Below are 19,353 nucleotides of genomic sequence, written 5' to 3'. Positions count from 1 at the left end.
GAGCACGGGCCGTGCCGGTGGCGCCCTTAGGGGTGGTGCCGGTCCGCGCGGTGCGCTCCGCTGTTCGCGGGGCGGTGAGGGTCTTGCTCCCCGCCTGTTCGACTCCCCGGCACGAGCGTCGCACAGTATGCCTCACGCGTACTCCTTCGCGCTGGAATATGCCCGAAGCGCTTGTTGGGGTGACTGTACGTCAACCATGCTGTCGCGTAAGGGAATCACGTTCCGTGACCCTTGCTCTGGCCGTTGTCCTGGCCATGCAGAAAATGGCTACGATCGTGGCCCTCGCCGTGCTGATCGTCCCGGCTCGCGCCGTGGCGTCCGGGCGGCGGCGGGTCATGTGTCCGCCGGTTCGGATGGTGTGAGCGGTGCAGGTGCTTCAAGTGCAGCTGGAGATCCGGCCCGACCCCGCGGAGGTGGGACGGGCCCGGAGATGGGCCCGCTCGCGGCTCGCCGGGTCGGGGATAGCGGCCGACGAGCCGCTGGCCGAGAACCTGATCCTGCTCGTCTCCGAGCTGGTGACCAACGCCGTGGTGCACACCGGCCGCCCGGCCGTGCTGCGGCTCTCGCTGCCGGACCCGGCGACCCGGACCGCCCCGTCGGCCACCGTGCGCGTGGAGGTGGCCGACACCTGCTCCCGCGCCCCCGTGCCGCGGTGCGCCGGTGGTGATGCCACCGGGGGCCGGGGCCTGGCCCTGGTGGACTGCCTGGCCGACCGCTGGGGGTGGAGCCCCGAGGGTGCCGGCAAGAGCATCTGGTGCGAGCTGGACCGCTGTTCACCGTCCGGGGAGAGCGCGGCGATGGCGTACGGGGGCGGACTGTCCGCGTACGAGGGCCTCGCGTTCGAGGCGGTGTAGCCCTCCGGCGCGCGGGTGCGCCGGGGGTGCATCCGTGCGCGGGTGCCGTGAACAGGGTGTAACCGGCAAATCGCCGTTCCGGCGTTGACGAGGCGGCCCGGCCTGATCACTCTGGTGGGCGTCGATTCGCCGCGAGGGGACGGCGAGGGCCCGGTGACGGCGGTCCTCGTCGAGTGTGGGTCGCACCGGCCGGCGGCGCGTGCGCACCGCGGTGGGGGGAGGCGTGCCACCGGCCGGACCAGTCCAGAGGGGTCACCCCCGCGGCGCCCCGCGCCGGGCCGGCGGTTCCCACGCCTCAGAGGATCGCCACCGGCGCCACCGGGGATCCCGTCGCCCCGGCGAACGGCTCGGGGGTCGCCGACAGCAGGAACGCGTACCGCCGTTCTTCTCCACAGGCTGTGGACAACTCTTCGAGATTCCAGTTCTGGCCCTGCGGCATCCCCATCTCCACCAGGTCCAGGGCGTGCACCGGCAGCCACAGGTCCTCGATCTCGGGCGGGAATATCTCGAAGGTGAGCGTGTCGTTCGCGACCGCCGCCACGTCACGCGCATGGAACCACTCCGGGCAGCGCACCGAGAGGCCCGGCGACGGATGGCCGTACCCGTGCCTGTCCCCGGCGAGGTACACCTGCACCTGCCCGGTGCGGACGAGCACGATGTCGCCGGAGCGGACCCGGACACCGCCGAACTCCTCCGCCGCCTCCAGGTCCTCCGGCGTCACCGCACGGCCGCCCGCCAGCCGGTGCGTGCCCCGGGCGCCGGCCACGTCCAGCAGCACCCCGCGCGAGACGATGTGCCGGGCCTTGTCGATGCCGCCGAACTCGGCACCGCCGTGCGCGGTGACCGTGTGCGCCGGCTGGCCGTTGTAGAGCTTCCCCGAGTGCGAGACGTGCGTGAGCGCGTCCCAGTGGGTGCCCGCCTGCAGTCCCATGGTCACCACGTCGTCACTGCACGCCACCGTGCCCGGGCCGAAGAGTTCCTGGTTGATCTGCACCATCACGTGCAGGGGATTGACCCGCCCCGGGATCATCCCGGTCTGCACCCCGTCCTGGTGGAGCGGCAGCGCGAGCGGCACGCGGCGGCCGGTGCGGACCTCGGCGGCCGCCCCGCGCACCACCTGCGCGGTGACGAGGTTCAGCGTGCCGATCTCGTCGTCGGCGCCCCAGCGTCCCCAGTTGTTCACGCGCCCCGCGATCTCGTGGAACTCCTTGGGCAGTGCCATCCGGTTCCTCCCCGGGGCTTGTGTCCGCGCGTCCGGCGCGCCATAAAATCTAACGGACCGTCAGAAAGCGCGGGAAGGGGCCGGACGTGGGGAACTTCTTGGCAGGCAAGGTGATAGCCGTGACCGGTGCCGGACGCGGCATCGGGCGGGCCGTCGCGCTCGCCGCGTCCGCCGCGGGCGCGAAGGTCGTCGTCAACGACTACGGGGTCTCCACCGACGGCAGCGCACCGGCGAGCGAGGTGGCCGAGGCGGTCGTCAAGGAGATCGAGGCGGCGGGCGGCGAGGCCGTCGCGGTCGCCGACGACATCTCCACGATGGCCGGCGGCCAGCGGGTCGTGGACACGGCCGTGTCGTCGTACGGCCGCCTGGACGGGGTCGTGTGCGTGGCCGGCATCCTGCGCGAACGCATGCTGTTCAACATGACCGAGGAGGAGTGGGACCCCGTCGTCGCCACCCACCTCAAGGGCACGTTCACCGTCTTCCGGGCCGCCTCCGCCGTGCTGCGCGCGCAGCGGTCCGGCACGCTCATCGGCTTCACCAGCGGCAACCACCAGGGCTCGGTCTCCCAGGCCAACTACAGCGCGGCGAAGGGCGGGATCATCTCGCTGGTGCGCAGCGCCGCGCTGGGCCTGCACAAGTACGGGGTGACCGCGAACGCGGTGGCCCCGGTGGCGCGCACGCGGATGTCGGCGAACGTGCCGACCGAGCTGACGGAGATCGGCGAGCCGGAGGACGTCGCCGCGCTGGTGGTGTACCTGCTGTCCGACCGGGCGAAGGAGCAGCGGATCACCGGGCAGGTCTACACGATCGCCGGACCGAAGATCGCGGTGTGGGCCCAGCCGCGTGAGCTGCGCGCGGCGTTCGCCCCCGGCGGGTGGACGCCGGAGACGATCGCCGAGGCGCTGCCGGGTTCGGTGGGGGTGGATCCGATGCCGATGCTCGCGCGGCTGACCGAGATGGAGGAGGCGGCGCGCAGCGGGTCCCGGCCGAACGCCACATAGCCCCGGAGCGCGCCGCGGTCCGGCGGCCACGGTCCCGGGTGGCGCGACACCTTCGGCGCGGAACAGGGCAGGGGGCTCGCCGTCGCCACCGCCGGCGAGCAGCGCGGACAGGTCGCCCTTGCCGCGCTGCTCGATCGCCGCGTCGAGCTGGGCCTCACCGGCGTCCGGTGGCGCGGTTCACCGCACCCTTCGAGGCGCCGCGGCGGCGCCGAGTACCGACTCGGAAGGTGGCCGACGCGCCGTACCGGCTCCGAGTACCCGATCAGAAGGCGGTCGACATGGATTTCGGGTTCAGCCAGGAGGACGAGGACTTCCGTACGGAGGCCCGCGGCTGGCTCGCCGCGCACGCCGGGCCGGTGACGGACCGGCGCGCCTGGGAACGCACCCTCGGCAAGGCCGGCTGGATCGGCCTCGGCTGGCCTGCGCCGGGCTACGGCAACCGCACGGCCGGCCTCACCCAGCAGGTCGCCTGGGCCGAGGAGTACGCCCGCTCGGCCGCGCCCCCGCGCTCCGGGCACATCGGCGAGAACCTCCTCGCCCCCACCCTGTTCGCCCACGGCACCGACGAGCAGAAGGCCCGCTTCCTGCCCCCGATAGCGGCGGGCGAGGAACTGTGGTGCCAGGGCTACAGCGAACCGGGCGCGGGCTCCGACCTGGCCGGCGTGCGCACGGCGGCGGTACGCGAGCGCACGCACTACCGGATCACCGGCCAGAAGATCTGGACCTCCCTCGCCCACGAGGCCGACTGGTGCTTCGTGCTCGCCCGCACCGAGGCGGGCTCCCGCCGCCACCACGGCCTGAGCTTCCTGCTCGTCCCGATGGACCAGCCCGGCCGCATCGAGGTCAGGCCGATCCGCCAGCTGACCGGCACCAGCGACTTCAACGAGGTGTTCTTCGACGGGGCGCGGGCGGGCGTGGAGCACGTGGTCGGCGGTGCAGGCCGGGGCTGGCGGGTGGCGATGAGTCTGCTCGGCTTCGAGCGCGGGGTGTCGACGCTGGCCCAGCAGATCGCCTTCGCAGCGGAGCTGGGGGAGGTGGTGCGGGCGGCCACAAAGAGCGGGGCCGCGTCGGACCCCGTGCTCCGCGCGCGGCTCGTCCGGCAGTGGGCCGAGCTGCGGACCATGCGCTGGAACGCGCTGCGCACCCTCGGCGGCCCGGCCGGCCCGGGCGCGCCCAGCGTGGCCAAGCTGCTGTGGGCCGGCTGGCACCAGCGGCTGGGCGAACTGGCGGTGCAGACGCGGGGGGCGGCGGCCGCGGCGGGGCCGGCGGACTGGTCGCCCGGCGCGCCCTACACCCTCGACCCGGCCCAGCACCTGTTCCTCTTCTCCCGGGCCGACACCGTCTACGGCGGCTCGGACCAGGTCCAGCGCACGATCATCGCCGAGCGCGTGCTCGGTCTGCCCAGAGAGCCCAAGGGGGCCGTGTGATGCGTGGTGTGGTGTTCGACGGCGAACAGGTCCGGGTGGTGGACGACCTGGCGGTACGGGAACCGGGGCCCGGCGAGGTGCTGGTGGCCGTCGCGGCGGCCGGTCTGTGCCACAGCGACCTGTCCGTGGTGGACGGCACCATCCCCTTCCCGGTGCCGGTGGTGCTGGGCCATGAGGGTGCCGGTGTGGTCGAGGCGGTCGGCGCCGGCGTCCGGCACGTCGCGCCCGGCGACCACGTGGCGCTGTCCACCCTCGCCAACTGCGGCACCTGCGCGGAGTGCGACCGGGGCCGGCCGACGATGTGCCGTCAGGCGATCGGGCGCCCGGGCAGGCCGTTCACCCGGGGCGCGGAGCCGGTGCACCAGTTCGCCGCCAACTCCGCCTTCGCGGAACGCACGGTCGTCAAGGCCGTGCAGGCGGTGCGGATACCCGAGGACATCCCCCTGGAGTCCGCCGCGCTGATCGGCTGCGGGGTGCTGACCGGGGTGGGGGCGGTGCTGAACCGGGCCCGGGTGGACCGCGGCGACAGCGTCGTCGTCATCGGGACGGGCGGGATCGGGCTGAACGTCCTGCAGGGCGCGCGGCTCGCGGGCGCCCTGCGGATCGTGGCCGTGGACGCCAACCCGGCCAAGGAGGAGGTGGCCCGGCGGTTCGGCGCGACCGACTTCCTGACGTCCGTGGACGGCGTGCGGGACATCCTGCCCACGGGCGCCGACCACGCCTTCGAGTGCGTCGGCCGCGTGGAGCTGATCCGGGCCGCCATCGACCTGCTGGACCGGCACGGCCAGGCGATCCTGCTCGGCGTCCCCCCGGCCACGGCCGAGGCGGCCTTCCTCGTCTCCTCGCTCTACCTGGACAAGTCCGTCCTCGGCTGCCGCTACGGCTCCTCGCGCCCCCAGCGGGACATCGCCCTGTACGCCGAGCTGTACCGGGAGGGGCGCCTGCTGCTCGACGAGCTGGTGACGGCGACCTACGCGGTGGAGGACTTCGACAAGGCCCGCGCGGACGCGGAGGCGGGCCGCCTGGCCCGGGCGGTGCTCACCTTCTGATCCCGGCCGCCCGCCACCGCGGTGACGGCCGTGCGTGTGTCCCCGGCGCCGTCCGCCACCGCGGTGACGGCGGCGCGCGTGTCCCCGGTGCCGCCCGCCTCGGCGCGGAACGTGCGCCGGTACGCCGTCGGTGTCACCCCGAGCGCCTGCTGGAGGTGCTGCCGCATCGACTGGGCGGTGCCGAAGCCCGCGTCCCGGGCCACCCGGTCCATGGACAGACCGGTGGACTCGAGGAGGTGCCGGGCGCGTTCCACGCGCTGCCGGGTGAGCCACTGGCCGGGGCTGACGCCGACCTCCTCGCGGAACCGGCGGGTGAAGGTGCGCACCGACATGGCCTCCTGCCCGGCCATGTCCCGCAGCTGGATGGGCTCGTGCAGGCGGGCCAGCGCCCAGGCGCGGGCGGCGGTCGTGGTGGCCAGCTGCGGGTCCGGGACCGGGCGGTCGATGTACTGGGCCTGGCCGCCGTCGCGGTGCGGCGGTACGACCGTGCGGCGGGCCACTTCGTTGGCGACCGCCGTGCCGAAGTCGCGGCGCACCATGTGCAGGCACAGGTCGATCCCCGCGGCGACCCCGGCCGAGGTGAGCACGTCACCGTCGTCGATGAACAGCACGTCCGCGTCCACCTCGACGCGCGGGAACATCCGCTGGAAGCGCTCGGCGTCGGCCCAGTGCGTGGTCGCCGGACGGCCGTCGAGGAGGCCGGCGGCGGCGAGGACGTAGACGCCGGTGCAGATGGAGGCCATCCGGGTGCCCGGGCGGACGCGGGCGAGCGCGGCGGCCAGTTCGCCGGTCAGCCGGCCCTCCTCGAAGACCGGGCCCAGCTCGTACGACGCCGGGACGATCACCGTGTCGGCGTCCGCCAGCGCCTCCGGGCCGTGGGCGACCTGCAGGGCGAAGTCGGCGTCCGTCTCGACCAGGCCGGGCGGCCGGATCGAACAGGTCACGACCTCGTACAGGTGCCGTCCCCGCGCGTCCCTCGGGCGGCCGAAGATGCGGTGCGGGATGCCCAGCTCGAAGGGCAGCAGCCCGTCGAGGGCGAGGACGACGACCCGGTGCGGACGGAAACCCTCACTGGAAGCCATGGCCCGATCCTAACGAATGCTGTCCTCCGGGCCACTCGATGCACGGGAAAGGAAACCGGACCCTGGGTGACGTGACTCAGACAACCCCAGCCGCAGCCCCCGTCCAGGCCCCGCCCGCCCGGCGTCCCCGTGTGCACCGCGCCTGGTTCGTCGCCGCCGTCGCCTTCGTCACGATCACCGGCGCGGCCGCCTTCCGTTCCCAGCCCGGCCTGCTCATCGACCCGCTGCACCAGGAGTTCGGCTGGTCGCGCGGCACGATCGGCGGGGCCGTCTCCATCAACCTCGCGCTGTACGGCCTCACCGCCCCCTTCGCGGCCGCGCTGATGGACCGCTTCGGTATCCGCCGGGTCGTCGCGATCGCGCTGACCGTGATAGCCGTCGGCTCCGGCCTGACCGTGTGGATGACGGCCGCCTGGCAGCTGTGGCTGTGCTGGGGCCTGCTGGTCGGTCTCGGCACCGGCGCGATGGCGCTCGCCTTCGCGGCGACCGTCACCAACCGCTGGTTCACCGAGCGGCGCGGTCTGGTCAGCGGGATCCTCACCGCCGCCTCCGCCTCCGGGCAGCTGGTCTTCCTTCCGCTGCTGTCCTGGCTCGTCGAGCACCACGGCTGGCGCCCCGCCGCCGTCACGGTCGCCCTGGCCGCCCTCGCCGTGGTCCCCTTCGTCTGGCTGCTGCTGCGCGACCACCCGGCCGACGTCGGCCAGAAGCCGTACGGCGCCACGGAGTTCGTGCCCAAGCCGGCGCCGGTCACCGGTGCCGCCCGGCGCACCCTGTCGGTCCTCGCCTCCGCCTCGCGCACCGGCACCTTCTGGCTGCTCGCCGGCACCTTCGCGATCTGCGGTGCCTCCACCAACGGCCTGGTCCAGACCCACTTCGTGCCCGCCGAGCACGACCACGGGATGCCGGTCACGACGGCGGCCTCGCTGCTCGCGGTCATCGGGGTGTTCGACGTGGTCGGCACGATCGCCTCCGGCTGGTTCACCGACCGCTTCGAACCGCGCCGGCTGCTCGCCGTCTACTACGCCCTGCGCGGCATCTCCCTGGTGTTCCTGCCGATGCTGCTGGGCCCGGCCGTGCATCCGCCGATGCTGTTCTTCATCGTCTTCTACGGCCTGGACTGGGTGGCGACCGTGCCGCCGACCCTCGCGCTCGCCCGGGAGCAGTTCGGCGAGGACAGCGCCATCGTCTTCGGCTGGGTGCTGGCCTCCCACCAGGTCGGCGCGGCGCTCGTCGCCTACCTCGGCGGTCTCACCCGCGACGTCTTCGGCTCCTACGACCTGGTCTGGTACGCCTCCGGCACGCTGTGCGCCGCGGCGGCCCTAATGTCCCTGGTGATCCGGCGCACTCCGGCGCCGGCGCTGCCGGCCGTCGCCTGACCGGTCCGCTCAGTCGCCGCCGAGCCGGGCGAACCGGCCCCGGTGGAAGAGCAGGGGCTCACCCGTCCCCGCCGCGCCGAGGGCGTCCACCCGGCCCACCACGATCAGATGGTCGCCCCCGGTGTGCACGGCGTGGACGGTGCAGTCGATCCAGGCGGCGACGCCGGCCAGGCGCGGGGAGCCGGAGACGGGCGCCGGGTCGTACGCCACCCCGGCGAACTTGTCGGCGCCGCTGACGGCGAAGGCGCGGCACAGGTCACCCTGGCCGGCGGAGAGGACGTTGACGCAGAAGGCCCCGGCGCGGGCGATGCGGGGCCAGGTGGCCGACGTGCGGCCCACCATGAAGCAGACCAGGGGCGGGACCAGGGAGAGGGAGGAGAAGGACTGGCAGGCGAAGCCGGCGGGAGGGTCCGCGGCGCCGGCCGGCCCGGCGGTGATCACGGTGACGCCGGTCGGGAAGGCCCCCAGCACCCGCCGGAACTCCGACTGGTCCACGGGCGCCCGCTCGTCCTCCCGGACGCACCGCAGCTCCGGGCGTGGCAACGCCTCCACGGGCCTCGGCCCCAGATACCGGACGGCGGCGGCGGCCGCCCCTGCGTGTCCCATCACGCCACCCATTGAAGCTGACGCGGCGTCAGATGAGAACCCCGGGGGAAGGGCCCGTGAAGGTGCCGCCCACGCTGCGGCCCGTGGGGTGGGAGAACGTGCGTGAGCGGGCCCGGACGGCCCGTTCGCTGTGGGGCACCGGTGATCTGACCGCGGCGATCGATGTACACGCGGCACACCACCGAGGCCGACCCCGAGCCGTTCGTGCGCTTCGGCGACCCGGACACGGACAGCGGCCTGCGGATCCTCGACCGCGCCGACGACTGACCCGCACCGCCCGGTCGCGCACCGCCGGGCCGGGCACCGCACGGCCACGCACCGCCCAGTCCCTCACCGCCCCCGGAATTCGGGGCTGCGGCGTTCCGTGAAGGCCCGTAGGCCCTCCTGGGCGTCCTCGGTCGTCATGTTGATCTCCTGCGCCCACGCCTCCGCCGCGAAGGCGGCCGGGCGGTCGGTGTCCAGGGCGCTGTTCACGAGGTGCTTGGTCAGCGCCAGGGCCCTCGTCGGGCCGGCGGCCAGGCGAGCGGCCCACGCGTGTGCCGTCTTCGCCAGCTCGCCGTCCGGCACCACCCGGTTGACCAGGCCCAGCCGTTCCGCCTCCACGGCCGGGACCGCGTCCCCGAAGAACATCAGCTCCTTCGCCCGCCGCGGGCCGGCCAGCCGGGGCAGCAGATAGGCCGCGCCGCCGTCCGGTACGAGGCCACGCCGCACGAACACCTCGATGAACCGGGCCGACTCGGCGGCCAGCACCAGATCGCAGGCGAGGGCGAGCTGCGCGCCGAGTCCCGCCGCCGTGCCGTTCACGGCGGCCAGCACCGGCTTCTCGCAGTCCAGCACGGCGGCGATCAGGCGCTGGGCGCCGAGACGGAGGACACGGGCCACGTCGCCGGTGACCCGCTCGCCGGTTCCGGACGCGCCGCGCAGATCGGCCCCCGCGCAGAACCCGCGCCCGGTGCCGGTCAGGACGACCGCGCGTACGGCCGGGTCCGCGGACGCCCGCGCCAGCAGTTCGACGAGCCGGTCCCGCATGACGGGCGTGAGGGCGTTCAGGGAGGCGGGGCGGTCCAGGGTGACGTACGAGACGTGCTCCCGGACCTCCTGCGCCACCCCGTCCACCGTCACGCCCTCCGGCCCGGCCGCCGGGGTACCGTCCGGTTCGCTCACGGGCGCGCCCTCCGGCCCGTTCACCGGCACACCACCAGCGCGTCCAGTGCCACCGCGCCCTGCCCCCGCTCCAGCACCATCAGCGGGTTGATGTCCAGCTCGGCGATGTGGTCGCCGAGTTCGAGCGCCATGCGCTGGACTCGCAGGACCACTTCCACCAGCGCGTCGAGATCGGCCGGCGGCCGGCCCCGGACCCCGTCCAGCAGGGCCCGGCAGCGCAGGTCGGCGAGCATGTCCCGGGCCTGGTCCTCGCCGAACGGCGGGACGCGGACCGCGCTGTCGCGCAGCACCTCCACCAGCACCCCGCCGAGCCCCACGGTCACGGTCGGCCCGAACAGCTCGTCGTGCGTCACCCCGACGACCATCTCCACGCCCTGCTCGACCATCTGGCACACCAGGACGCCGTCCAGCGAGACGCCCTCGTAGCGGGCGATGTCGGTCAGCTCGCGGTAGGCGTCGCGGACCTGGCTGGCCGAGGTCAGCCCGATCTTCACCAGGCCGAGTTCGGTCTTGTGGGCGAGCTGCCCGCCGGAGGCCTTCATCACCACCGGGTAGCCGACCTGACCGGCCGCGCGGACGGCCGCCGCCGCGCTGGTCACTAGCTGCTCGCGCGGTACCCGGATGCCGTAGGCGCGCAGCAACTGCTTGGCCGCGTGCTCGCTGAGCTGCCGGCCGGGCCGCATCAGGGCCTCGGCCTTGCGGTACGAGGGCGAGGGGGTGCGCGGGGCCTCGTCGAAGGGGGAGCGGTACCCGCTCACGAAGCGGTGGTGGTCCAGCCACGCGCGCACGGCGGTCAGGCAGTTGCCGACGGTCCGGAACGTGGCCACGCGCGAGGAGCCCAGCAGGACCTCCCGGTACGCGGGCTCGGTGCCGACCGGTGAGCCCCACACCACGCACACCAGCTTGTCGGTCGCCTCGGCCGCCTGGACCAGATCGGTCACCAGCTTGTCGCTGAGCGGCGGGAAGGGGCCGGTGACCGGGCAGATGAGCACCCCGACCGCCGGGTCGGCGAGGACGGCGTCGATGATCTTCCGGCCGCGGTGGTCGCCGACCGGGTGGCCGCCGTTGTCCACCGGGTTGGCCACGTTCAGGTAGCGCGGTATCCACTGGTGCAGTTCGGCCTGCTTGGCCTCGGACAGGCGCGGGAGGTGCAGCCCGGCCGCCGTGGCGAGGTCGGCGACATGGGCGCCGGTGCCCCCGGAGATGGAGCAGACGGCGATCCCGTCCGCGCGCGGGGGCCGGGCGCGGGCCAGCAGGGCGGCGGTGTCCTGGAGTTCGTCCAGGCCGTCGACGCGGATCACGCCGTACTGCCGCATGGCCGCGTCCACCACGTCGTCGGCGCCGGTGAGCTTGCCGGTGTGCGAGGCCGCCGTACGGGCCCCGGCCTCGGTCCGGCCCACCTTGACGGCGACCACGGGCACCCCGCGGCGGGCGGCGCGGTCGGCGGCGAGCAGGAAGGCGCGGCCGTCCTTGAGACCCTCCAGGTAACAGGCGATGGCGCCGGTGCCGGGCTGTTCGGCGAACCAGGACACGAAGTCGGCGCTCTCCAGATCGGCCTCGTTGCCGGTGGGGGCCCAGTGTGAGAGCCGGATGCCCAGCTCCTGCAGGGCGAAGACGGGCCGGCCCTGGTGTCCGGACTGGGTGATCAGCGCGATGGCCGGCCCGGTCAGGTCCTCCCGGAAGTGTTCGAAGGCGTTGAGATTGGTGTTGGGGCCGAGCAGCCGGAGCCCCGAGCGGCGCACGGCGTTCGCGAGCCGCCGCTGTGCCTCGGCGCCCTCCTCGCCGGTCTCCGCGAAACCGGAGGCGAAGGCGACGGCGAACTTCACCTTCGCCTCGGCCAGTTCCTCGATCACCGGCAGCGGGTCGGCGACCAGCAGGACGGCCAGGTCGACCTGTTCGGGCAGGCCGGCGACGGAGGTGACACACGGCAGGCCGAACACCGACGGCCGGGCCGGATGCACCGGGTGCACCCGGGCGCCGACCCGCTCGGCCCAGGCCAGCAGCTGCCGGGTGATCCCCGTGTTGGGCCGCCCCTCGGCGTCGGAGGCGCCGATCACGGCGACGGACTCCGGCCGGAAGAAGCGGGAGAGGTCCGGTACGTCCGCGTACAGTGGGCGCCCGCTGACGTCCAGGCCGTCCATCTCGTCCGTCCGGCCGTGGACGGCGGGGCGCTGCTCGCCGCAGGCGATGACCCTGGCCCGGCGGGAGTCGGTGGTGAGGGTGCCGTGGGTTGATCCAAGCATCGGTCCGCCCGCTCCTGTGAGACAGCCAACAAAACTGACGCTCTGTCAGATTACTGAACTGACGCCATGTCAGGAACTGTTCGGAACGGCAAAGTTGACGTGCGGGCTACCCGATTCTCTTCCCCACGGCCTTGGCGATCCGGATGGCGTCGAGCGCCATCTCCCGGAACATTCCGCTGATGGGGTTGGTGAAACCGGTGAAGTACAGCCCCGGCGCCTGCTCCGGTGTGCGGCCGCCGCGCGTCACCGGCCTGCCGTGCTCGTCCAGTACCCCGAGATGCCCGACCAGCCCCTCCAGAGCCCGGTCGTACCCCGTGGCCGCGATCACCGCGTCCGGTGACACGCGGCTGCCGTCGGCGAGGACCACCTTGCCGCCCTCGAACGCCTCGACGGCGGCCACGATCTCGATCGCACCCTTGCGCACGGCGTCGATCAGGCCCACGTCCTGGACCGGGATGGAGCCCTGCTTCACCCTGCTGTACAGGCCGGTGCCCGGGCGCGGCAGGCCCTGGGCCGACAGGTCCGGGACGCTGATCCGGCCCACCAGACCGGCGAGCCGGTCCACGAGCCGCACGGGCAGCCGCCGCACCAGCACGCCCGTGTACTGGGCGGCCCAGCCGAGGGTCGAGCGGCGCAGGATGTGCGGAGCCGTGCGCACGGCCAGCCGCACCCGGGTGGCCCCGCCTTCCACCAGGTCCACGGCGATCTCCGCGCCCGTGTTGCCGATGCCGACGACGAGCACGTCACGTCCGGCGTACGGCTCCGCGTTGCGGTACTCGCCGGCGTGCCGGAACTCGCCGCCGTATCCCTCCCGGCCGGGCCAGCCGGGGATGCGGGGGGTGTGGTTGAAGCCGGTGGCGACGACCACCGCGCTGCCGGTCAGTTCGCGTCCGCCGGAGGCGCGCAGCAGCCAGCCCGTGCCGTCCTCGGTCCGCTCGACGCGGTGGACCTCCACCCCGGTGACGATCTCCAGCTCGTGGTGCTCGGCGTACTTCTCCAGGTAGCGCACGACGTTGTCCCGGGACACCCAGCGCCCGAACCTGCGGGGCATGGCGAGACCGGGCAGTGCGGACAGCCGCCGGGTGGTGTGCAGCCGGAGCCGGTCGTAGTGCCCGCGCCAGGAGGCGCCCACGTGGTCGGCCTTCTCCAGCACCACGGCCCGGATGCCCCGCGCCCGCAGTGCGTACGCGGCGGCCAGGCCGCCCGGACCCGCGCCGACGACGTAGACCGGGCGGTCGGCGGGGGTGGGGGAGAGATGCACGGAGGCGGTACGTGAGGCTGCCATGAGCGGGAGCGTAATCATCCACCCGCTTGATGGGTCTCGGTCAAGACCGGAATTGGTTGCGGATTGATCACGTGTGCGAAGAAGGGGCGGCGACCCGTGATGCGGCCCACACGGGTGAGGAGTTCTCGTGGTGCAGGTCCCGGTGGTGGCCGGGGCGGGAGGGGGCGGGCCGGCCCCGGGAGCCGCCGGCCCCTGACGGAAGACTCGGCAGGACGAGGTTTCTGACGTACCGTCAGATTCATGGACGCGATATGGCTGGACGGCGCGGAGTGGCTGGCGGTGCTGCGTATCGGCCTCGGCCTGTGGTGGCTGGAGAGCTGGCGGCACAAGGACAAGGAGGCCTGGTTCGAGCGCGGGAGCGGCATCGGGTGGGCGGCGGAGGTGGCGGCGAAACACCGGTGGACCCCGGTCCGGGCGGGCTTCGGCGCGGTGGTCGGGCCGCGCCCGCGACTCATGGCGTACGTCGTGGCCTACGCCGAGTTGTCCCTGGGCCTCGGTCTGATCCTCGGTTTCCTGACCCCGGTCGCCCTGCTCGGCGGCCTGCTGCTGAACGCGATCTACTTCATCCTCATGATCCACGACTGGGCGGAGCAGGGCCAGAACTCGATGATGGCGCTGATCTCGCTGGTCGGCTTCTTCGGGATGGCGTGGCAGACCTGGTCGGTGGACGCGTGGCTGGGGTGGTTCTGATGGGGGAGGCGCGCCACGACGTCCCGGAACAGGACACCTTCACCCGCCCCTACTGGGAGGCGGCGGCACGGGGCCGGCTGCTGATCCGCCGCTGCGGGGCGTGCGGCCGGGCCCACCACTACCCACGCGAGTTCTGCCCCCACTGCTGGAGCGAGGAGGTGGGGTGGGAGGAGGCGAGCGGTCACGCGACCCTGTACACCTGGTCCACGGTCCACCGCAACGACCTCCCCCCGTTCGCCGGCCGGACCCCCTACCTGGCCGCGGTGGTCGACCTGGCCGAGGGCCCGCGGATGATGACGGAACTGGTGGGCTGCCCGGAGGGCACCGTGCGGGCGGGAATGCCGCTTGAGGTGACGTTCCGGGACGGCGTCCCGGTGTTCACTTCCACGGGTCGGTGAACGAACGGCCGGGCACCGGCTTGGCGATGAGCGCGGTGGGGATGAAGAAGTTGACCTGGCCGATCACGAACATCAAGGTCGCCAGCGCCTTCGCCGGATAGTGCCCGGCCACCTCCGCGTACAGCTCGTCCGGCACTCTCTCACCGGTCGCGGACGGCTGGAGCACGGCTTCCACGAGGGCCAGCGCGGCCCGCTCGGCGGCCGTGAAGTACGGCGAGTCCGTCCAGGACGCCACCGACGTGATCCGCTCCTCGGGCTCCCCGGCCCTGCGCAGGAACCCCGTGTGCAGAACGGTCAGATAGGTGCTGCCGGCGATCTGCCCGGCCCGCAGCTGGACCAGGCCGATCGTGGAGCGCGGCACCGAGCCGTTGCCGGCGGCCCGGAACAGCGCCGCCGACACCTCCGCCAGCTCCGGGACGAGCTGCGCCGGGTCCTCGGTCATGCGCGGGGTCATCGGGATCTGCGCCGTGATCGAACGCGTTTCCATCGCCGTCTCCTCAGGTGCTCGGTGTCGCCTTCACCGCCCTGACGGATCCCGGCGCCCGAACGTGACCGGCTCCCTCACGGCCACAGCAGCCCCCTGCTCCAGCCGAACTCCGTGCGCCGGTACTCCAGGCGCACGTGGCGCCGTTGGGCGTCCCCCTGGAAGAACTCCACCGTCTTCGGGTGCAGGCGGTACAGGGTCCAGGTGGGAGAGGGCTCGGCCGGGTTCTCGCGGGCCCGCCGCCAGGCCGCTTCGGACTCCTGCCGCAGCTCCGCCACCGAGGACAGCTCCTCGCTCTGCCGCCCGGTCAGCGCTGCCGCCAGCGCGCCCGTGGAGCGCGCGTGCAGGTCGGCCTGGCTCTCCTGGGAAAGTGCGGACGTGACCGGCCCGCGCACCCGGACCTGGCGGCCCAGCGAAGGCCAGTAGAAGGCCAGGGCGGCGTACGGGTGAGCGCTCAGGGCGCGGCCCTTGCGGCTGGTGGCGTGCGTGGCGAAGGACCAGCCGTCCGCGTCGGCGCCGTGCAGCATCACGATCCGGACGTCCGGCTCCCCCTCCTCGTCCACCGTCGCCAGCGACATCGTGTGCGGCTCCGGCTGCCCCGCCGCCACCGCCTCCGCGAACCAGCTCGTGAACAGCGTGAGCGGCGTGGGAGGGGCGGTGTCCGGGTCGAAGGCGGGCAGCCGGGTCGTCTCGGGGGCCCAGACCCGCGACGACCGGAGCAGTTCCTGGAGGTCTTGTTGTGCCATGGGGCGAGTATCGCCGCAGACCCCGGGGACGGCCCGGACCGGCCCCCCGCGAGCGTGCCCCCGCTCACCCCCGTCCCAGCACCACCGTCCCCGACGAGCAGAACCAGCCGCCGGTGCCCGACACGACCCCGAGCCGCGGCGGTTCGCCGTCGCGCGCCCGTACCTGACGGTCGCCGGCCTCACCGCGCAGCTGCCGTACCGCCTCCACCAGGAGGAAGAGGCCGCGCATGCCGGGATGCTGGGCCGACAGGCCGCCGCCGTCCGTGTTCACCGGCAGGTCTCCGCCCCGGACCAGCAGGCGGCCCTTCTCCACGAACGCCCCGCCCTCGCCCTTGGCGCAGAAGCCCAGGTCCTCCAGGGTCACCAGGGTCATGTAGGTGAAGGCGTCGTAGATCTCGGCGAAGTCGACGTCGGCGGGGCGGACACCGGCGCGTTCGAAGGCGAGACGGCCGCTCACCGCCGCCGGGGAGACCGTGAAGTCCGGCCACTCGGACATCGCCGCGTGGGAGACGTGCTCGCCGGTGCCGAGGATCCAGGCGGGGGCCGTGCGGCAGTCGCGTACGTACTCCCCGGCCGCCAGCAGGACCGCCGCCCCGCCGTCCGAGCGCAGACAGCAGTGCAGCTTGGTGAAGGGGTCGGCGATCATGGGGCCGGCCAGGACGTCGTCGGTCGTGATCGGGGTGCGGAACATGGCGCCGGGGTTCAGGGACGCGTTCGCCCTCGCCTGGACCGCCACCTCCGCCAGCTGCTCGATCGTCGTGCCGTACTGGATCATGTGGCGGCGGGCCGCCATCGCGTACTTGGCGATCAGCGTGTGGCCGTAGGGGACTTCGAACTGCAGGGGGCCGCGGGAACCGAAGGAGAGGTCGCCCGTTCTGCGGCCCGCCCTGATGTCCGCCCGCGCCGTCGAGCCGTAGACGAGGAGGACCGCGTTCGCGTGGCCCGCCGCTATCGCGTCGGCCGCGTGCGCCGCCATCACCTCCCAGGTGGAGCCGCCGACGGAGGTGGAGTCCACCCAGGTGGGGCGCAGGCCGAGATACTCGGCGACCTCCACCGGGGCCAGCGTGCCCAGGCCGGCCGAGGCGAAGCCGTCCACCCGGGCGCGGTCCAGGCCTGCGTCCGCGAGGGCCCGGCGGGCCGCCTGGGCGTGCAGGGCGTACGGGGTCGCGTCGTCCACCCGGCCGCAGTCGGAGAGGGCCACGCCCACCACGGCGACTTTCCTGCTCCCAGACGTCATGGATCTGACGGTACATCAGATCTGGTGACGAGCGGCAGGGCCCGTTCTCTGGGCATGACCGCGGCGGCGCTCTAACATGACGCTCCGTCAGATAGGGTCCGGAGGGATCAGCCATGGACGCGCGCCTCACCACCGAGCAGAACGAGATCCGCCGAACCCTGCGCGATCTGCTGCGGACACGCTGCGGCCCGAAGGAGGTGCGGACCGCCGTGGACAGCCCGGCCGGGTACGACCCCCTGCTGTGGTCCGACCTCGCCGGCCGGCTCGGCCTGCCCGGTCTCGCCCTCCCCGAGCGGTACGGCGGGGTCGGCTGCTCGGTGACGGAACTCGTCCTCGCCTGCGAGGAGACGGGGCGCGCCCTCGCGCCCTCACCGCTGCTGGCCACCTGCGTCCTCACCGCCCCGCTGATCCTCGCCCTGGGCACCGACGCCCAGCGCGCCGGGCTGCTGCCCCGGCTGGCCTCCGGCGGCCTCACCGCCGCCCTCGCGGTCCCCGGACCCGCCCTGGCCACGGCCCTGGCCCTGACCGGCCCGAACACCGGGTACCGGGCCGGCGGGGGGCGGGCGGGCGGTGTACAGGCCAGGCGGGCCGCCGGCGGATGGACCCTGTACGGGCAGGCCGAACAGGTACTGGACGGACACAGCGCCGGGCTGCTGCTCGTCGCCGCGCACACCGGCGGGTACGCCCGGCCCCGTGCCCGCCTGTTCCTGGTGGCGGCGGACGCCGAGGGTCTGGTCCGGGTCCGGCAGACCGCGCTCGACGCCACCCGTCCGCAGGCGCGGCTGCAACTGCGCGAGGTGCGGGCGGAGTTGCTCGGCGAGGAAGACGTGGACGTGCTGCCCGCGCTCGCCGCGCTGGGGGACGGCGTCGCCGCCGTGCTCGCCGCCGAGGCCGTGGGAGCGGCCGGCCGGGTGCTGGAGCGGACCGTCGAGCACGTCGGGCAGCGGGTGCAGTTCGGGCGGCCCGTCGGATCGTTCCAGGCGGTGAAGCACCGGCTGGCGGACGTGTACGTGGCGGTCCAGGCGGCACGGTCGGCCGCCTACTACGCCGCCTGGGCGAGCGCCCGCGGGGACGGGGCGGGCGGACTCGCGCTCGCGCAGGCGCTCGAGGCGCTGCGCACCGCCGCCGCCGAGGGCATCCAGCTGCACGGCGGGATCGGCTTCACCTGGGAGCACGACGCCCACCTGTACTTCAAGCGGGCGGCCGGGGACGAGCTGCTCTTCGGGCCGGTGCACCTGCTGCGGGACCGGGCCGCCGAGACGGCCGGGCTCTTCACCCGGGGGGAGGTGGCGGTCTGATGGCCCTCGCCGCCGGTGCCCGGTTCGTCCAGAAGATGTCCACCACCCGGGCGTTCGCCAGGGTGGCCCCGCACGTGATCCCGGCCCTCGACCGCGGCGTGCACCGGCTCACCCGGGGAAAGGTGCTGCTCAGCGCCCAGCTGCTGCCGGGGGTGATCCTCACCTCCACCGGCGCCCGCAGCGGGCTGCCCCGCCGTACCCCGCTGGCGTGCATGCCCGAGGGCGACGGGGGGAGCTGGCTTCTCGTCGGCTCCAACTTCGGCCGGACCGGCCACCCCGCGTGGACCCACAACCTGCTCGCCCACCCCGGCGCCTCGATCAGCTGGAAGGGCCGCGACATCCCCGTCACCGCGCACCTGCTCACCGGGGAGGACCGGGCCGCCGCCTGGCGGGCGCTGCTGGGATTCTGGCCTCCGTACGCCACCTACCAGTCACGGGTGGCACGGGAGATCCGCCTGTTCCGGATCACCATGACGTGCTGAAGGCGCCCGGGCTAGAGCGTCCCCAGCCGCTCCACCAGGAGGAACGCCCCGATGCCCAGCATCGCCGCGCCCGAGGTGCGGGTCACCGCCCGGGCCGCCGCCGGGCGGGCCGAGAGCAGGGCGCGGGCGAGGGTGCCGACGGTGAGGTAGACGGCCGCGCAGCACGCCATGTGCAGGACCCCGAGGGCCGCCGTCTGGGCGGGCACCGGAAGATGGGCGCCCCGCAGGGTGAGGAACTGGGGGAGCACGGAGAGGTAGAGCAGCAGGCCCTTGGGGTTCAGGCCGCTGATCGTCGCCCCGCGCAGGAAGAGCCGCCCGGCGGGCGGATCCGCGTCCGCCGCCCCGGGGACGGCCGGGCGGCGCAGCACCGACCAGCCCAGCCACAGCAGGTACCCCGCGCCCGCCACCGTCAGGGCGGTCAGCAGCCGGGGCGAGCCCGCCACCAGGACCGCCAGGCCCGCCGTCGCCAGGACCGTGTACAGGGCGTACCCCGAGACCAGGCCCGTCACCGCGCGCGCCACGGAGCTGCCGCGCAGGGCGGTCGCGATGACGTACGCCCAGTCGGCGCCCGGTACGCACACCAGCAGCAGGTCCACGGCGAGGAAGGAGAGGAGCAGTCCGGAGTCCATGCTGGGGACATTAGGCGCGATTGGCCCGAAAGTGTTCCTGAAATTTGCCCATGATCGCGGATTCTGAGCAAGTATCTTTC

Annotated in this window: 19 protein-coding genes; 9 read left to right on the top strand and 10 right to left on the bottom strand. The window is 73.8% G+C overall.

Going from position 1 to position 19,353, the window contains the following annotated elements; genetic code table 11:
* The first annotated feature begins 380 nt into the window (after positions 1–380).
* Positions 381–854 (top strand): ATP-binding protein, encoded by a 474-nt coding sequence (locus ACGFT2_RS10670; protein ID WP_393276315.1) that lies wholly within the window; start codon positions 381–383, stop codon positions 852–854.
* Positions 855–1,149: 295 nt separating this feature from the next.
* Here the strand turns inward: ACGFT2_RS10670 and ACGFT2_RS10665 are convergent, their stop codons facing one another.
* On the bottom strand, positions 1,150–2,076 hold the full coding sequence (locus ACGFT2_RS10665; protein WP_393275716.1) for a cyclase family protein: 927 nt from the start codon (positions 2,074–2,076) through the stop codon (positions 1,150–1,152).
* Between the two features lie 86 nt (positions 2,077–2,162).
* Here ACGFT2_RS10665 and ACGFT2_RS10660 point away from each other — a divergent pair, with 86 nt between their 5' ends.
* From ACGFT2_RS10660 to ACGFT2_RS10650, 3 genes are all read left to right on the top strand, one after another.
* The gene (locus tag ACGFT2_RS10660; RefSeq protein WP_393275713.1) at positions 2,163–3,077 is read left to right on the top strand and encodes an SDR family NAD(P)-dependent oxidoreductase; all 915 of its coding nucleotides are present in this window, start codon (positions 2,163–2,165) and stop codon (positions 3,075–3,077) included.
* A gap of 278 nt (positions 3,078–3,355) precedes the next feature.
* Positions 3,356–4,504 (top strand): acyl-CoA dehydrogenase family protein, encoded by a 1,149-nt coding sequence (locus ACGFT2_RS10655; RefSeq protein ID WP_393275710.1) that lies wholly within the window; start codon positions 3,356–3,358, stop codon positions 4,502–4,504.
* Positions 4,504–5,553, top strand: coding sequence for a Zn-dependent alcohol dehydrogenase (locus tag ACGFT2_RS10650; RefSeq protein ID WP_393275707.1), 1,050 nt, complete (start codon positions 4,504–4,506; stop codon positions 5,551–5,553). The genes ACGFT2_RS10655 and ACGFT2_RS10650 overlap by 1 nt, the downstream gene beginning before the upstream one ends.
* On the opposite strand, the gene ACGFT2_RS10645 is transcribed toward ACGFT2_RS10650, so the two are convergent.
* Positions 5,475–6,635 carry a GlxA family transcriptional regulator gene (locus ACGFT2_RS10645; RefSeq protein WP_393275704.1) on the bottom strand — a complete coding sequence of 387 codons (1,161 nt, stop codon included), beginning with the start codon at positions 6,633–6,635 and terminating at the stop codon, positions 5,475–5,477. The two genes, ACGFT2_RS10650 and ACGFT2_RS10645, sit on opposite strands and share 79 nt — an antisense overlap.
* A gap of 71 nt (positions 6,636–6,706) precedes the next feature.
* Here ACGFT2_RS10645 and ACGFT2_RS10640 point away from each other — a divergent pair, with 71 nt between their 5' ends.
* Positions 6,707–8,011, top strand: coding sequence for an MFS transporter (locus ACGFT2_RS10640; protein ID WP_393275702.1), 1,305 nt, complete (start codon positions 6,707–6,709; stop codon positions 8,009–8,011).
* Positions 8,012–8,020: 9 nt separating this feature from the next.
* Here ACGFT2_RS10640 and ACGFT2_RS10635 read toward each other — a convergent pair whose 3' ends face one another.
* From ACGFT2_RS10635 to ACGFT2_RS10620, 4 genes are all read right to left on the bottom strand, one after another.
* Positions 8,021–8,617, bottom strand: coding sequence for a flavin reductase family protein (locus ACGFT2_RS10635; protein WP_393276313.1), 597 nt, complete (start codon positions 8,615–8,617; stop codon positions 8,021–8,023).
* A gap of 330 nt (positions 8,618–8,947) precedes the next feature.
* Entirely contained in the window at positions 8,948–9,781 is an 834-nt protein-coding gene (locus tag ACGFT2_RS10630) for an enoyl-CoA hydratase/isomerase family protein (protein ID WP_393275699.1), read from the bottom strand.
* A gap of 20 nt (positions 9,782–9,801) precedes the next feature.
* Complete coding sequence (locus tag ACGFT2_RS10625; protein ID WP_393275697.1) at positions 9,802–12,024, bottom strand: acetate--CoA ligase family protein; 2,223 nt, start codon at positions 12,022–12,024, stop codon at positions 9,802–9,804.
* A 106-nt stretch (positions 12,025–12,130) separates the two neighbouring features.
* The gene (locus ACGFT2_RS10620; RefSeq protein WP_393275694.1) at positions 12,131–13,309 is read right to left on the bottom strand and encodes a flavin-containing monooxygenase; all 1,179 of its coding nucleotides are present in this window, start codon (positions 13,307–13,309) and stop codon (positions 12,131–12,133) included.
* Between the two features lie 240 nt (positions 13,310–13,549).
* Here ACGFT2_RS10620 and ACGFT2_RS10615 point away from each other — a divergent pair, with 240 nt between their 5' ends.
* A complete protein-coding gene (locus ACGFT2_RS10615) occupies positions 13,550–13,999 on the top strand; it encodes a DoxX family protein (protein ID WP_393275692.1) in 450 nt (149 codons plus the stop codon).
* Entirely contained in the window at positions 13,999–14,397 is a 399-nt protein-coding gene (locus ACGFT2_RS10610) for a Zn-ribbon domain-containing OB-fold protein (RefSeq protein ID WP_393275689.1), read from the top strand. The genes ACGFT2_RS10615 and ACGFT2_RS10610 overlap by 1 nt, the downstream gene beginning before the upstream one ends.
* Here the strand turns inward: ACGFT2_RS10610 and ACGFT2_RS10605 are convergent.
* The 3 genes from ACGFT2_RS10605 to ACGFT2_RS10595 form a co-directional block, all read right to left on the bottom strand.
* A complete protein-coding gene (locus ACGFT2_RS10605) occupies positions 14,378–14,884 on the bottom strand; it encodes a carboxymuconolactone decarboxylase family protein (protein WP_393275686.1) in 507 nt (168 codons plus the stop codon). The two genes, ACGFT2_RS10610 and ACGFT2_RS10605, sit on opposite strands and share 20 nt — an antisense overlap.
* Positions 14,885–14,958: 74 nt before the next feature.
* On the bottom strand, positions 14,959–15,627 hold the full coding sequence (locus ACGFT2_RS10600; protein WP_393275683.1) for a pyridoxal 5'-phosphate synthase: 669 nt from the start codon (positions 15,625–15,627) through the stop codon (positions 14,959–14,961).
* 64 nt (positions 15,628–15,691) lie between these two features.
* Entirely contained in the window at positions 15,692–16,864 is a 1,173-nt protein-coding gene (locus ACGFT2_RS10595; protein WP_393275681.1) for an acetyl-CoA acetyltransferase, read from the bottom strand.
* Positions 16,865–16,977: 113 nt separating this feature from the next.
* On the opposite strand from ACGFT2_RS10595, the gene ACGFT2_RS10590 reads away from it, so the two are divergent.
* Both ACGFT2_RS10590 and ACGFT2_RS10585 read left to right on the top strand, forming a co-directional pair.
* Entirely contained in the window at positions 16,978–18,162 is a 1,185-nt protein-coding gene (locus ACGFT2_RS10590; protein WP_393275679.1) for an acyl-CoA dehydrogenase family protein, read from the top strand.
* Positions 18,162–18,644, top strand: a complete 483-nt coding sequence (locus ACGFT2_RS10585; protein WP_393275676.1) for a nitroreductase family deazaflavin-dependent oxidoreductase — start codon at positions 18,162–18,164, stop codon at positions 18,642–18,644. Before ACGFT2_RS10590 ends, ACGFT2_RS10585 begins: the two co-directional genes overlap by 1 nt.
* Positions 18,645–18,655: 11 nt before the next feature.
* Here ACGFT2_RS10585 and ACGFT2_RS10580 read toward each other — a convergent pair whose 3' ends face one another.
* Positions 18,656–19,273 carry a LysE family translocator gene (locus tag ACGFT2_RS10580; RefSeq protein ID WP_393275673.1) on the bottom strand — a complete coding sequence of 206 codons (618 nt, stop codon included), beginning with the start codon at positions 19,271–19,273 and terminating at the stop codon, positions 18,656–18,658.
* Positions 19,274–19,353 lie beyond the last annotated feature (80 nt).

The organism is Streptomyces sp. NPDC048514 (assembly GCF_043199955.1).
Taxonomy (GTDB): domain Bacteria; phylum Actinomycetota; class Actinomycetes; order Streptomycetales; family Streptomycetaceae; genus Streptomyces.
The sequence above is the reverse complement of the archived record's forward strand: the minus strand, read 5'-3'. Positions and strand labels throughout refer to the sequence as shown.